This is a genomic window from Mycoplana rhizolycopersici (assembly GCF_013378445.1).
Taxonomy (GTDB): domain Bacteria; phylum Pseudomonadota; class Alphaproteobacteria; order Rhizobiales; family Rhizobiaceae; genus Mycoplana; species Mycoplana rhizolycopersici.
In genome coordinates this window covers 189,368-201,804 of record NZ_JABXYK010000009.1, presented here as the reverse complement: position 1 = coordinate 201,804, position 12,437 = coordinate 189,368, and the positions used below count along the sequence as shown (strand labels likewise).

The following is a 12,437-nucleotide window of genomic DNA, read 5'->3' as shown; positions in this document are numbered from 1 at the left end:
CCGTTCTTTACGCTGGAGACGTGCCTCGTCAGCCGTCTCGAAACCAAGAAGAATGGAGTAGCAAAATGCCCAAGATGAAGACGAAATCGTCTGCCAAGAAGCGGTTCAAGATCACCGCTACCGGCAAGGTCCGTGCTGCCGCCGCCGGCAAGCGCCACGGCATGATCAAGCGTACCAACAAGTTCATTCGCGACGCGCGTGGAACCATGGTTCTCGCCGAGCCCGATGGCAAGAAGGTCATCAAGAACTACCTGCCGAACGGTCTCTGAGACTTTCAGGCTTTTTGGATACGTTAAGGAGATCATGACATGGCACGTGTAAAACGCGGCGTTACCTCGCACGCCAAGCACAAGAAGACGCTGAAGGCAGCCAAGGGCTTCTACGGCCGCCGCAAGAACACCATCCGCGCCGCCAAGGCTGCGGTTGACCGTTCCAAGCAGTACGCCTACCGCGACCGCAAGGTTAACAAGCGCAACTTCCGCGCTCTCTGGATCCAGCGCATCAACGCTGCCGTCCGCGAATTCGGCCTGACCTACGGCCGCTTCATCGACGGCCTCAACAAGGCTGGCATCGAAGTCGACCGCAAGGTCCTCTCCGACATGGCGATCCATGATCCGGCAGCGTTCGGCGCTCTCGTCGCAGCTTCCAAGAAGGCGCTTGAGTACCTCAAGGACGCCGGCACCACCAACGAGTTTGAAAGCGCGGTTCGTTAAGCCAGCGCTTCCCAAGCCTTTGTACATAGAAGTTGGGAAACCCGCGCTGGCAGGGCTGGCGCGGGTTTTTCTTTGAGCCAATGGATTTGAGCGATGTCCGATCTCGACACTTTGAAGCAGACCCTGTTGGCGGACGTCGCAGCCGCCGGCGATGAAGCGGCCATCGAGGCCGTGCGCGTGGCAGCCCTCGGCAAGAAGGGCTCCGTCTCCGAACTCCTGAAGACGCTCGGCACGATGACGCCGGAAGAGCGCCAGACCCGCGGTGCGGCGATCAACGCCCTGAAGAACGAACTGACCGAGGCGATTGCCGCCCGAAAGGCCGAGCTGCGGGACGCTGCGATCGCAGCCCGGCTGGTCGCCGAGACGGTCGACGTCAGCCTGCCGGTGCGCTCCTCCCCTGCCGAGCGCGGCCGCATCCATCCGATCAGCCAGATCGTCGACGAGATTACCGCGATCTTCGCCGACATGGGCTTCTCGATCGCCGAAGGGCCGGACATCGAGACGGACTATTATAATTTCACCGCACTGAACTTTCCCGAAGGCCATCCGGCCCGCGAGATGCACGACACATTCTTTTTCCCGCCGGATGCGAACGGCGAGCGCAAGGTGCTGCGCACGCACACCTCGCCGGTTCAGGTGCGCACCATGGAGGCGCAGAAGCCGCCGATCCGCATCATCATCCCCGGCAAAACCTACAGGCAGGATTCGGACGCGACCCATTCGCCGATGTTCCATCAGGTGGAAGGGCTCGTGGTCGACAAGACCGCGAACGTCGCCAACATGCGCTGGGTGCTGGAGGAGTTCTGCAAGGCCTTCTTCGAGGTCGACAGCGTGACGATGCGTTTCCGCCCGTCCTTCTTCCCCTTCACCGAGCCTTCCTTCGAGGTCGACATCCAGTGCGACCGTTCGTCCGGCCCGATCGTCAAGTTCGGCGAGGGTACCGACTGGATGGAGATCCTCGGCTGCGGCATGGTGCATCCGAACGTGCTGCGCGCCGGCGGTCTGGATCCCGACGAGTACCAGGGCTTTGCCTGGGGAATGGGCCTCGATCGCATCGCCATGCTGAAATACGGCATGCCGGACCTGCGCGACTTCTTCAACGCCGATGTCCGCTGGATGAACCACTATGGCTTCCGCCCGCTCGACGTGCCGACCCTGTTCGGCGGCCTCAGTGCATAAGTCGCGCGCGTAAGGATCAGAAACGATGAAATTCACACTCTCCTGGCTGAAAGAGCATCTGGAAACGGACGCTTCGCTCGAACAGATCTGCGAACGCCTGACCGCGATCGGGCTCGAGGTTGAAGACGTCGACGACAAGGCCTCGTTCAAGCCGTTCGTCATCGCCAAGGTCGTCTCCGCCGAACAGCATCCCAACGCCGACAAGCTGCGCGTGCTGATGGTGGACACCGGGGCGGGCGCACCGGTTCAGGTCGTCTGCGGCGCGCCGAACGCCCGCGGCGGCCTCGTCGGCGCTTTCGCCGCTCCCGGCACCTATGTTCCCGGCATCGACGTGACGCTTTCCGTCGGCAACATCCGCGGCGTCGAAAGCCGCGGCATGATGTGCTCGGAAAAGGAACTGGAGATGTCGGACAATCACGACGGCATCATCGACCTGCCGGCGGATGCGCCGGTCGGAACCAGCTTCGCGTCCTATGTGGGCCTCGACGATCCGGTTATCGAGATCAATCTGACGCCCAACCGCCCGGATTGCACCAGCGTCTACGGCATTGCCCGCGACCTGGCCGCCTCCGGTCTCGGCACGCTGAAGACGCCGAAGGCACCGTCCTTTGCCGTGGAAGGCGAGACCCCGGTGAAGGTGGCGCTGGAGCTCGGCGAGGATACCCATCTTTGCCCCGGCTTCGGTCTCCGCCTCGTGCGCGGCGTCAGGAACGGTCCGAGCCCGCGCTGGATGCAGCAGCGGCTGCTGGCGATCGGCCTGCGCCCGATCAATGCGCTGGTCGACATCACCAACTACATGACCTTCGACCAGGGCCGCCCCATGCACGTCTTCGACGCGGCGAAGGTCAAGGGTAACCTGATCGTCCGCCGTGCCAAGGAGGGCGAAACCGTTCTGGCGCTCGACCAGCGCGAATACACGCTGTCGCCGGCCAATGTCGTGATCTCCGACGACAACGGCATCGAGTCCATCGGCGGCGTCATGGGCGGCGAGCATTCGGGTTGCGACGAGAACACGACCGACGTGCTCATCGAATCGGCGCTGTGGGACCCGATGAACATCGCCCGCACGGGCCGCACGCTCGGCATCATCACCGATGCGCGCTATCGGTTCGAGCGCGGCGTCGATCCCGAGTACATGGTCCCCGGCCTCGAGCGGACGACCGAGCTCGTGCTGCAGCTGTGCGGCGGCACGGCGGCAAAGGCGGATGTGGTCGGCTACAAGGGCTACGAGCCGAAGTCGATCGATTTTCCGGTCTCCGAGGTGAAGCGCCTGACGGGGCTTGAAGTCTCGCCGGAGGAAAGCCGCGAGATCCTGACGAAGCTCGGCTTCGGCGTCACAGGCGCAGGCGAGCGGCTGAGCGTCACGGTGCCCTCCTGGCGCCCGGACGTGGACGGCAAGGCCGATCTCGTGGAGGAGGTTATGCGGATCCACGGCGTCGACAAGATCCATGCCGCACCGCTGCCGAGCCACGGAAGCGTCAACGGCAAGATCCTGACGACGCTGCAGATCCGTTCGCGGCAGGCGAAGCGCGCGCTTGCCTCCCGCGGCATGATGGAGGCCGTCACCTGGTCGTTCATCCCGAAGGCGCAGGCCGAGCTTTTCGGCGGCGGCGCCCCGGAACTGGCGCTGTCGAACCCGATCGCTGCCGACATGTCGGACATGCGCCCCTCGCTGCTGCCGGGTCTTCTGGCGGCTGCCCAGCGCAATGCCGACAAGGGGCATGGCGACGTTGCGATCTTCGAAGTCTCGGGAACCTATGAGAACGACCGGCCGGAAGGCCAGCGGCGTGTCGCCGGCGGCGTGCGCCGCGGCACGGCTTCGCTCGCCGGCGCGGGACGGCTGTGGTCCAATGCGGCCAAAGGCGGCGGCAAGCCGGTTGACGTCTTCGACGCCAAGGCCGACGCGTTGGCCGTGATCGAGGCCTGCGGCCTGCCGATGGCCAATGTCCAGATCGAGCCGGGCGGTCCGTCTTGGTATCACCCCGGCCGCTCCGGCACGATCAAGATGGGCCCGAAGATCGTTCTCGGCTATTTCGGAGAGTTCCATCCCAAGACGCTGGCGGCGCTCGATGTTTCCGGCGCGCTCGCCGGCTTCGAGATCTTTGTCGATGCCATGCCCGAGCCGAAGAAGAAGGCGACGCGCACGAAGCCCGCGCTCGACCTGTCGCCGTTCCAGGCGGTTCGGCGCGACTTCGCCTTCGTCGTGGACAAAGCCGTCGAAGCGGGCGCGATCGTCCGCGCTGCAACAGGCGCCGACCGCAAGCTCGTCACCGCGGTCAATGTCTTTGACGTCTTCGAGGGCGCTTCTGTCGGAGAAGGCAAGAAGTCGATCGCGATCGAGGTCGTCATCCAGCCGACCGACAAGACGCTGACGGACGAGGATTTCGAGGCTCTGACGGCCAAGATCGTCGCCAATGTCGCAAAGACCACCGGCGGGGTTTTGCGCGCCTGAGTTTGCGCGCCGGAGCCTGACCCGCTGAGGGCTCTATACGGGCTTCGGGACCGGATCCTGCCGGTTCCCGGAGCTGAAATGACGGGCAGGGCGATCCGCCGGCCGCTTCGCACGCAGGCGGTGGACGAAACGCATGATACGTCCCGTCGCCCGCCTGCCTTTCGGCATCGATTGGATGCGGAAGTCCTGCTGTGGGCCATCCCTCCCGCCATTCCAGCCCGCCCCGGCGCCTCTCGCCGGGTGGGATGTGTCAGGCGGCTTTGGTAGCCTTCTTGTTGGAGTTCGCCACGGCAAGCTTCGTCAGGTCTTGGTCGGTCTGGCCCTCTTCCTGCAGCGTTGCATCGAGAAGCTTGACCGCCTCCTTGTACCCGAGCGTCTGCGCCCAGGTCTTCAGCGTTCCGTAGCGCGAGATCTCGTAGTGCTCGACGGCCTGGGCGGCCGAGATCAGGCCGGCATCCAGCGCCGTGGTGCCCTTGAATTCCTCCATGACCTCCTCGCCCTCGGCGAGAATGCCTTCGATCGCTTCGCAGGTCTTGCCCTGGGCGCGCTTGCCGATAATCTCGAACACCTGCTGGAGGCGCTCGACCTGGCCCTGCGTCTGCTCCTTGTGCTTTTCGAAAGCCGCCTTCAATTCGGCCGACTGCGCGCCGCGTGCCATCTTGGGAAGTGCCTTCAGGATCTGCCGTTCCGCATAGTAGATGTCCTTCAGGGTGTCGTAGAAGAGATCGTCCAATGTCTTTTCCTTGGCCATCTGCCTCGTCCTTCCGTCGGTGTGAGTGAAAGTCACGCTGTGGTGACCTGCCGTCAACGGAGAGCCGGCGCAGATGTTCCAGGATGATGCGGACTTTCGCCTTGCATCGTTCGCCGAAGCCGGACCGGCGACGTCGCCGGTCCGTTTTGGGCCCGAAAACCGTCGATCTGCGGATGCGGTCAGACGCCGGCAGCGTCGAGCGTCGCGATCTGCTCCGGCGTCAGCGTGAGGCTGGCCGACTTGATGAGGCTCTCAATCTGCGTGAGGTTGGTCGCGCTTGCGATCGGCGCGGTCACGGCGGGCTTGGCCATCAACCACGCCAGCGCGACCTCTGCGGGCTTCGCGCCCGCCTCCGCGCTGACCATGTCGAGAGCGGCGAGGATGCGCATGCCCTTGTCGTCGAGGTAGTGCGCGACCCCGTCACCACGGGCAGCACCCTTGGTATCGGCAGGCGAGCGATACTTTCCGCTGAGGAAACCGCTCGCCAGGCTGTAGTAGGTGATGACGCCGATGTTCTCGCGCAGGCAAAGCTCGGCAAGCGGGCCTTCGAACCCGGAACGGTCGTAGAGATTGTACTCCGGCTGAAGGGCGGCGTAGCGCGGCAGGCCGGCCGCGTCGGCGGCATCGAAGGAGGCCTGCAGTTGCGTGGCATCGAGGTTGGAGGCGCCGAAGGCCCGCACCTTGCCTGCCTTGACCAGCGCCGCATGAGCTTCGAGCGTCTCCTCGTAAGGTGTGCGCTCGTCCGGCCAGTGCGACAGATAGAGATCGATATGATCGGTCTGCAGCCTTTTCAGCGATGCCTCGACCGCTTCGGCGATCCAGTTCCTCGAAAGGTCGCGATGGCCCTGCCCCATGTCGGAACCGACCTTGGTAATCAGGACGACACTTTCGCGCGCCATCCCGGATTGCTTCAGCCATTTGCCGATGATGGTCTCCGATTCGCCGCCGCTGTTTCCGGATACCCAGCGGGAATAGACGTCAGCCGTGTCTATCGCGTTGAAGCCGGCGCCGACGAAGGCGTCGAGCAGCGCAAACGAGGTCTTTTCGTCCGCGGTCCAGCCAAAGACGTTACCGCCGAAGACGAGGGGCGCGATATCGAGGCCGGTGCGGCCGAGAGAGCGCTTCTGCATGCAAGTTCTCCAAATTTCACTGATGAAACAATCGAGGCGGGCGATCGCTAGAATAGGGCGACACCCTGCCATGTACACCCGGTAGTGCGGAAATTTTGCCGGCCGCCGCCCTTGCTAGGCACGTACCTCACGACTAGTGTTCGACCCGTTTCAAGGAGGAAATCCCATGCTGCGTTTCGGTATTCTCTCGACGGCCAAGATCGGCCGCGAACTGGTCGTGCCTGCCATTCAGGACGCGGAGAACTGCGTCGTCACGGCGATCGCCAGCCGCGATCTCGCCAAGGCCCGCGCGATGGCCGACCGCTTCTCGGTGCCGCACGCCTTCGGCTCCTACGAGGAAATGCTGGCGTCCGACACGATCGACGCCGTCTATATCCCCCTGCCGACCTCGCAGCATGCCGAATGGACGATCAAGGCCGCCGATGCCGGCAAGCATGTCCTTTGCGAAAAGCCGATCGCGCTGAAGGCATCGGAGATCGACGCGCTGATCGCGGCCCGCGACCGCAACAAGGTGGTGGTGTCGGAGGCCTACATGGTCACCTACGCGCCGGTGTGGCGGAAGGTGCGCGAGCTTCTGAAGGAGGGAGCGATCGGCAAGCTCCGCCACGTTCAGGGCGCCTTCACCTATTTCAACCGTGATCCGGGCAACATGCGCAACATTCCGGCACTGGGCGGTGGCGGCCTTCCGGATATCGGCGTCTACCCGACGATCACGACCCGTTTCGCCACCGGCAAGGAGCCGATCCGGGTGCAGGCTTCGACGGAGCGCGATCCAGAGTTCGGTACCGACATCTATTCCAGCGTGCGAGCGGATTTCGGCGATTTCGAATTGAGCTTCTATGTCTCCACCCAGCTCGCGGCCCGTCAGGTGATGGTGTTCCATGGCGACAAGGGCTTCATCGAGGTGAAATCGCCCTTCAACGCCGATCGCTACGGCGCGGAGGAGCTCGAGCTGACCAACCAGAACCACTCCCAGTCGCAACTGTTCCGCTTCCAGGATTCGCGCCAGTACAAGCTTGAGGCGGAGGCCTTCGCCCGCGCAGCGGCGGGAGCGGTAGAGGAGGTGGTTCCGCTCGAAAGCTCCGTCAGGAACCAGCAGCTGATCGACGCGATCTATCGCGCCAGCGACAAGGATGGCTGGGAGACGGTCTGACATTCGTCCGTCTCCCTGAGAGCCCGGCCGATCAATCGGCCTTGTCGCATCAAGCTCCTGCCTGCCGGCGCCAGCCAGCAAGCTTCAGGAGCATGATATCGAGCACGGCCAGTGCCACGAGCGCGATCGCCGCCATGCCGATCGTCGAAAGCTGCTCCCGGGCAACAAAGAGGATGGCGGCGCTCGCGAGTACCCAGAGCCCGTCGCCGGCAATGGCGATGCTGATGGCGCCCGCGCGCGGTTGCGCCGGTCGCCCCGCGGCGAGATGGAACACGCCCCATCCGAGGAGGAACAAGCCGACCGAGCTGACGATTGCGGGATCGACGGAAACCCCGAGCAAGCCGGCGATCGGCCCGGCAAGGGCCACCAGCCCGGCGCCGGCCACGAGCGAAAAGGCGCCGTCGGCGAGCATGACGGCCTTGAGGAGGTTGCGGTTGAGGTTTGCAAACATGGGGATCGTCCTTTCGTTGCTGATGGCCCGATCCTCCAGAAGCTGCCGATCAGAAACAATTACCTTGGAGGTAATGGATTTTCGCCCCGATCCGTCGTCTCCTGCTTGCGACGCAGGGAGGTGTCGATGGAGTTTGGTGAACGGCTAAAGGAATGGCGCAGCCACAGGCGCCTGAGCCAGATGCAGCTTGCCGCCGAAGCCGGCATCTCGACGCGCCATCTTTCCTTCCTCGAGACGGGCCGGTCTCGGCCGTCTGAGGGGATGATCCTGCGCCTGTCGGATGTGCTGGCCATCCCCGCGCGCGACCAGGGCATTCTCTTTTCGACGGCCGGTTTTCGGCCCCGGCACGAAACCCGTCCGGCAACGGCCCTGGATGCGATGCCCAGTGCGGTTAAGGAGGCGATCAGCCTGATTCTGGCGCGCCACGATCCCTATCCCGGCGTCGTCTTCGACCACGACTACAACGTGCTTGCCGCGAATGGCGCGCTTGAGGGGCTGGCAGCAATGGCAGGCCTCGCACTACGGCCCGGCGACAATTTCCTCGATGCCTATCTTGGCCCGTCACCCCTGCGGTCCATCATCCTCAACTGGGAACGGACGGCCGCCGACCTCGTCCACCGCATCCGGGCCGATGCCTGGCTGCAGGGGCCGCGAAGCGCGCTTGCGCGGCGGATCGAGCGGCTGGCGGCGGATGCGGACGTGCGCGCAGCACTGGAAGCCTTCCCGCAAAGCGAGCGGCTGCCCGTTCTTCCGGTCGAGATCGGCATGGAAAAGACACGGCTCTCCTTCATCACCACGCTGACCTCGTTCGGCTCCGCCCAGGACGCACTGGTGCAAGGCGTCCTGATCGAATCCTTCTTTCCGGCGGACGAACAGACGCGCAGGCACTTCGAAAGCGGGCCTTCGAACAGGAGCATGGCCTAGCGGTGGCGACGCTGCGCCGTCATCGGCAGGTCTTTCCGGGGACGGCCTCCGCGGCCCACTGGTCAGCCGCGCCGCCGCCGGTCAAAATGGGGCATGAGCATGTTTTCGGATAATGATTCGCCCACCAACCTCGCGGAATATTCCGTTTCGGAGCTTTCCGGCTCGATCAAGCGTACGGTCGAGCAGGCTTTCGATCAGGTTAGGGTGCGAGGCGAGATTTCCGGCTATCGCGGGCCGCACTCGTCCGGTCATGCCTATTTCAGCCTGAAGGACGACCGCGCCCGCATCGACGCGGTCATCTGGAAAGGCAGCTTCTCCCGCCTCCGCTTCCGCCCCGAGGAGGGCATGGAGGTCATAGCCACCGGCAAGATCACCACTTTCCCGGGGTCGTCGAAATACCAGATCGTGATCGAGACGCTGGAGCCGGCCGGGGCCGGCGCGCTGATGGCGCTTCTTGAGGAGCGGCGGCGCAAGCTGGCGGCGGAGGGCCTGTTCGACGCGGGCCGCAAGCGGCCGCTTCCGTTCCTGCCGTATGTGATCGGCGTCGTCACCTCGCCCACCGGCGCGGTCATTCGCGATATCCTGCACCGGATATCGGATCGCTTTCCGGTCCACGTCCTGGTCTGGCCCGTGAAGGTGCAGGGCGAAGGCTCGGGCGAGGAAGTGGCAGCAGCCATTCGCGGCTTCAACGCGCTTGCGCCGGGCGGGGCGATCCGGCGGCCCGACGTCCTGATCGTGGCGCGTGGCGGCGGCAGCCTTGAGGATCTCTGGAGCTTCAACGACGAGATCGTCGTCCGGGCCGCCGCGGCCTCCGAAATACCGCTGATATCGGCCGTCGGCCACGAGACCGACTGGACGCTGATCGATCATGCCGCCGACCGGCGCGCGCCGACGCCGACGGGGGCCGCGGAAATGGCCGTCCCGGTAAAGGCTGATCTCGAGGCGGCCGTCGCAGCCCTTGCCGCCCGGCTGCGCGGTGCTGCGGTACGCCAGATGGATGGCCGCCGCCAAGGCCTGCGGGCGCTTGCCCGCGCTCTTCCTTCGCTGGATCAGCTTCTGGCGCTGCCGCGCCGCCGCTTCGACGAGGCGTCCGCCGGTCTCGGGCGCGGCTTGCACATGAACACGCTGAACAAGAGGCGCGCCTTCGAGCGGGTTTCGGCGCACCTGCGGCCGGAGCTTCTTTCCGGCCGGCTCGTCGAGCGCCGCCAGCGCCTCGTCGAAGCGCTGCGGCGCGCCGAGCGCGTCGTCGAGAGGCGGCTGGACCAGGGGCGGGCGCGGATTACGGCGCTCGATGCGGCGTTGCGCACGACGCCTTCGCGCATCCTCGCGCGCACCGAGCGCTCGCGCGACCGGCTGAAGGGGCTGGCTCTGCGCGCCGATACGGCGCTGGCCGGGGACCTTTCGCGGCGCAAGGCGCTGCTGGGCGCGCAGGACAGGATCTTGCAGTCCCTTTCCTATCGCAACGTTCTCAGCCGCGGCTATGCGCTGGTGCGGGACGAGACCGGCCATGCGGTCAAGCAGGCGGCCGCCGTCTCTGCAGGGGCTGTTATCTCGATCGAATTCGCCGATGGCAAGGTCGATGCCGTCGCAGGGGCAACGGCGTCAGACGTCACGCCGCCGGAATCACCCCCGCAGCCGCCGAAACGCAAGCCTGCCAAGTCCGAAGATTCAGGTTCGGCGCCGCCAAAGCAGGGATCGCTCTTCTAGAGCGTAGTGGCGGAGGCATCCAGCCTTCACTCGAAGGCTGCCAGAAGCACGCGCAAGGCCGCGTCCAGTTCCTGTCGTTGCCGGGCGTCAAGGCCATCGACCAGGCGATGCTGGTTGGCGACATGGGCTTCCACGGCGCGGTCCACGCGCTCGCGTCCTTCCGGTGTCAGGCTGATCAGCACGCTGCGGCCGTCGTCAGGATTTTTGATCCGCTCGACCAGCCCTTCCTTTTCCAGCTGATCGATCCGGTTGGTCATCGTGCCCGATGTGACCATGGTGGTCGCCAGAAGGTCCCCCGGAGAGAGCTGGAACGGCGCGCCCGATCGTCGCAATGTGGCCAGCACGTCGAAGCCCGCAACGGACAGGCCGTGTTTGGCGAGCACCTGTTCGATCTCGCGGCCGAGATGCTGGCGGACGCGGTTCAGCCGGCCGAGCAGGGCCATTGGCCCGACGTCGAGGTCCGGCCGCTCCCGGTTCCACTGTGCAATGATGCGGTCGACGTGATCCATGCGACGACTATCGCGAAATTTTTCTTGACGTCAAGATAAACCGATATATTTTGACATCAAGATAACTGGATTCGAAATGATGAACCGCCTGCAAGACATTTTGCTGACCGCGATTGCGCCCGCCATATGGGGCAGCACTTACATCATCACCACGGAGCTGTTGCCGGCGGGTTATCCGCTCACCGTCTCGCTGCTCCGGGCCCTGCCGGCGGGCCTGTTGCTGCTGCTCGTCGTCCGGCGATTGCCGAAAGGCAAATGGTGGGCGCGGACCTTCATTCTCGGGGCTCTGAATTTCTCCTTCTTCTGGGCCATGCTGTTCGTGTCGGCCTATCGCCTGCCGGGCGGTGTGGCGGCGACGGTCGGCGCGATCCAGCCGCTGATTGTGATCGCCCTGTCGCGGATGGTGCTCGGCTCGCCCATACGGCCGTTGTCCATCCTCGCGGGTCTGGCGGGCATCGCCGGCGTGGCGCTCCTGGTGCTGACGCCCGCAGCCAACCTCGATCCGGTGGGTGTCGCGGCCGGCCTTGCCGGCGCCGTCTCCATGGCGGCCGGCACGGTGCTCTCCCGCTATTGGCAGCCGCCGGTCTCGCCATTGACCTTCACGGCGTGGCAGCTTGCGGCAGGCGGCCTGCTGCTGGTGCCGGCCGCATTGATGCTCGAACCGGCACTGCCGCCGCCGACCTATCTCAACATTCTCGGTTTCGCCTATCTCGGCCTCGTCGGCGCGGCCTTCACCTATATACTCTGGTTCCGTGGCCTTTCGCGGCTGGGTCCGCCGGCCGTCGCCTCCCTCGGCTTCCTCAGCCCGATGACGGCCGTGCTGCTCGGCTGGGGGCTATTGGGCCAGAGCCTCAGCCCGTTGCAGGTCGCCGGCATCGCCGTGGTGCTCGTCAGTGTCTGGGGCAGCCAGCGCGCCCAGTCAGGCCTGCGACCAACCGCGTCATTGCCGAACAGCCGGGAAACGCCTAAATCCGCCCTATGGACGAAGACATAGAAACCCCGCGATCCCATTTCGAGGAGCTGCGCGCCCGCGCCCGGCGCGACATGGCCGCCATCGGCATCACCGACCCTTTCATTCCGCTGCTGGTCGACACGTTCTACGGCCGCGTGCGCGCACACCCGCAGCTCGGCCCGGTGTTCGAGGCGCGCCTGGCCGGACGCTGGCCGGAGCATATGGAGAAGATGAAGCGCTTCTGGTCGGCCGTCGCCTTCAAGGACGGCGGCTATGGCGGCAAGCCGGTCATGGCGCATCAGGGTGTCGCCAACCTCGACGCGCCGCTCTTCCAGGTCTGGCTCGGCCTGTTCTCGGCGACCTTGGACGATATAGCACCGACGTCCGAGGCAAAGGCCTGGTTCATGGCGACGGCGGAGCGGATCGCCCGCAGCCTGGTCCTGTCGCTCTTCTACAACCCCGCTGACGACGATCCGGCTCTGCGCTCCGCCTGACGCTCATCGCAAACCGCGACGC

13 protein-coding genes are annotated in these 12,437 nt (G+C 65.1%); 9 read left to right on the top strand and 4 right to left on the bottom strand.

The window, feature by feature from the left end:
• Positions 1-65 precede the first annotated feature (65 nt).
• The 4 genes from rpmI (at position 66) to pheT (ending at position 4,344) form a co-directional block, all read left to right on the top strand.
• Positions 66-269, top strand: a complete 204-nt coding sequence (gene rpmI / locus HV823_RS16225) for a 50S ribosomal protein L35 (protein ID WP_065372108.1) — start codon at positions 66-68, stop codon at positions 267-269.
• Between the two features lie 39 nt (positions 270-308).
• Positions 309-713 (top strand): 50S ribosomal protein L20, encoded by a 405-nt coding sequence (rplT, locus tag HV823_RS16220; protein ID WP_176950769.1) that lies wholly within the window; start codon positions 309-311, stop codon positions 711-713.
• A 93-nt stretch (positions 714-806) separates the two neighbouring features.
• Positions 807-1,892: a phenylalanine--tRNA ligase subunit alpha gene (pheS, locus tag HV823_RS16215; RefSeq protein ID WP_176950768.1), complete on the top strand. Its 1,086-nt coding sequence runs from the start codon at positions 807-809 to the stop codon at positions 1,890-1,892.
• Between the two features lie 25 nt (positions 1,893-1,917).
• The gene (gene pheT / locus HV823_RS16210; protein WP_176950767.1) at positions 1,918-4,344 is read left to right on the top strand and encodes a phenylalanine--tRNA ligase subunit beta; all 2,427 of its coding nucleotides are present in this window, start codon (positions 1,918-1,920) and stop codon (positions 4,342-4,344) included.
• Between the two features lie 250 nt (positions 4,345-4,594).
• Here pheT and HV823_RS16205 read toward each other — a convergent pair whose 3' ends face one another.
• Positions 4,595-5,095 carry a YciE/YciF ferroxidase family protein gene (locus HV823_RS16205; protein WP_176950766.1) on the bottom strand — a complete coding sequence of 167 codons (501 nt, stop codon included), beginning with the start codon at positions 5,093-5,095 and terminating at the stop codon, positions 4,595-4,597.
• A gap of 179 nt (positions 5,096-5,274) precedes the next feature.
• Complete coding sequence (locus HV823_RS16200; protein WP_176950765.1) at positions 5,275-6,225, bottom strand: aldo/keto reductase; 951 nt, start codon at positions 6,223-6,225, stop codon at positions 5,275-5,277.
• 166 nt (positions 6,226-6,391) lie between these two features.
• On the opposite strand from HV823_RS16200, the gene HV823_RS16195 reads away from it, so the two are divergent.
• Positions 6,392-7,378: a Gfo/Idh/MocA family protein gene (locus HV823_RS16195; RefSeq protein ID WP_176950764.1), complete on the top strand. Its 987-nt coding sequence runs from the start codon at positions 6,392-6,394 to the stop codon at positions 7,376-7,378.
• A gap of 49 nt (positions 7,379-7,427) precedes the next feature.
• Here HV823_RS16195 and HV823_RS16190 read toward each other — a convergent pair whose 3' ends face one another.
• Positions 7,428-7,829 carry a hypothetical protein gene (locus tag HV823_RS16190; RefSeq protein WP_176950763.1) on the bottom strand — a complete coding sequence of 134 codons (402 nt, stop codon included), beginning with the start codon at positions 7,827-7,829 and terminating at the stop codon, positions 7,428-7,430.
• 126 nt (positions 7,830-7,955) lie between these two features.
• Here HV823_RS16190 and HV823_RS16185 point away from each other — a divergent pair, with 126 nt between their 5' ends.
• A complete protein-coding gene (locus tag HV823_RS16185) occupies positions 7,956-8,753 on the top strand; it encodes a helix-turn-helix domain-containing protein (protein WP_176950762.1) in 798 nt (265 codons plus the stop codon).
• 93 nt (positions 8,754-8,846) lie between these two features.
• A complete protein-coding gene (gene xseA / locus HV823_RS16180) occupies positions 8,847-10,460 on the top strand; it encodes an exodeoxyribonuclease VII large subunit (protein ID WP_176950761.1) in 1,614 nt (537 codons plus the stop codon).
• A gap of 26 nt (positions 10,461-10,486) precedes the next feature.
• Here xseA and HV823_RS16175 read toward each other — a convergent pair whose 3' ends face one another.
• Entirely contained in the window at positions 10,487-10,969 is a 483-nt protein-coding gene (locus HV823_RS16175; protein ID WP_176950760.1) for a MarR family winged helix-turn-helix transcriptional regulator, read from the bottom strand.
• Between the two features lie 76 nt (positions 10,970-11,045).
• On the opposite strand from HV823_RS16175, the gene HV823_RS16170 reads away from it, so the two are divergent.
• Positions 11,046-11,963 (top strand): EamA family transporter, encoded by a 918-nt coding sequence (locus HV823_RS16170; RefSeq protein ID WP_176950759.1) that lies wholly within the window; start codon positions 11,046-11,048, stop codon positions 11,961-11,963.
• On the top strand, positions 11,948-12,415 hold the full coding sequence (locus tag HV823_RS16165) for a group III truncated hemoglobin (protein ID WP_176950758.1): 468 nt from the start codon (positions 11,948-11,950) through the stop codon (positions 12,413-12,415). The genes HV823_RS16170 and HV823_RS16165 overlap by 16 nt, the downstream gene beginning before the upstream one ends.
• Positions 12,416-12,437: the final 22 nt, after the last annotated feature.

Excerpts from the sequence above, each read along its gene's own strand:
- rpmI (WP_065372108.1), top strand. The coding sequence starts at position 66 with ATGCCCAAGATGAAGACGAAATCGTCTGCCAAGAAGCGGTTCAAGATC.
- rplT (WP_176950769.1), top strand. The coding sequence starts at position 309 with ATGGCACGTGTAAAACGCGGCGTTACCTCGCACGCCAAGCACAAGAAG.
- pheS (WP_176950768.1), top strand. The coding sequence starts at position 807 with ATGTCCGATCTCGACACTTTGAAGCAGACCCTGTTGGCGGACGTCGCA.
- pheT (WP_176950767.1), top strand. The coding sequence starts at position 1,918 with ATGAAATTCACACTCTCCTGGCTGAAAGAGCATCTGGAAACGGACGCT.
- HV823_RS16205 (WP_176950766.1), bottom strand. The coding sequence starts at position 5,095 with ATGGCCAAGGAAAAGACATTGGACGATCTCTTCTACGACACCCTGAAG.
- HV823_RS16200 (WP_176950765.1), bottom strand. The coding sequence starts at position 6,225 with ATGCAGAAGCGCTCTCTCGGCCGCACCGGCCTCGATATCGCGCCCCTC.
- HV823_RS16195 (WP_176950764.1), top strand. The coding sequence starts at position 6,392 with ATGCTGCGTTTCGGTATTCTCTCGACGGCCAAGATCGGCCGCGAACTG.
- HV823_RS16190 (WP_176950763.1), bottom strand. The coding sequence starts at position 7,829 with ATGTTTGCAAACCTCAACCGCAACCTCCTCAAGGCCGTCATGCTCGCC.
- HV823_RS16185 (WP_176950762.1), top strand. The coding sequence starts at position 7,956 with ATGGAGTTTGGTGAACGGCTAAAGGAATGGCGCAGCCACAGGCGCCTG.
- xseA (WP_176950761.1), top strand. The coding sequence starts at position 8,847 with ATGAGCATGTTTTCGGATAATGATTCGCCCACCAACCTCGCGGAATAT.
- HV823_RS16175 (WP_176950760.1), bottom strand. The coding sequence starts at position 10,969 with ATGGATCACGTCGACCGCATCATTGCACAGTGGAACCGGGAGCGGCCG.
- HV823_RS16170 (WP_176950759.1), top strand. The coding sequence starts at position 11,046 with ATGATGAACCGCCTGCAAGACATTTTGCTGACCGCGATTGCGCCCGCC.
- HV823_RS16165 (WP_176950758.1), top strand. The coding sequence starts at position 11,948 with ATGGACGAAGACATAGAAACCCCGCGATCCCATTTCGAGGAGCTGCGC.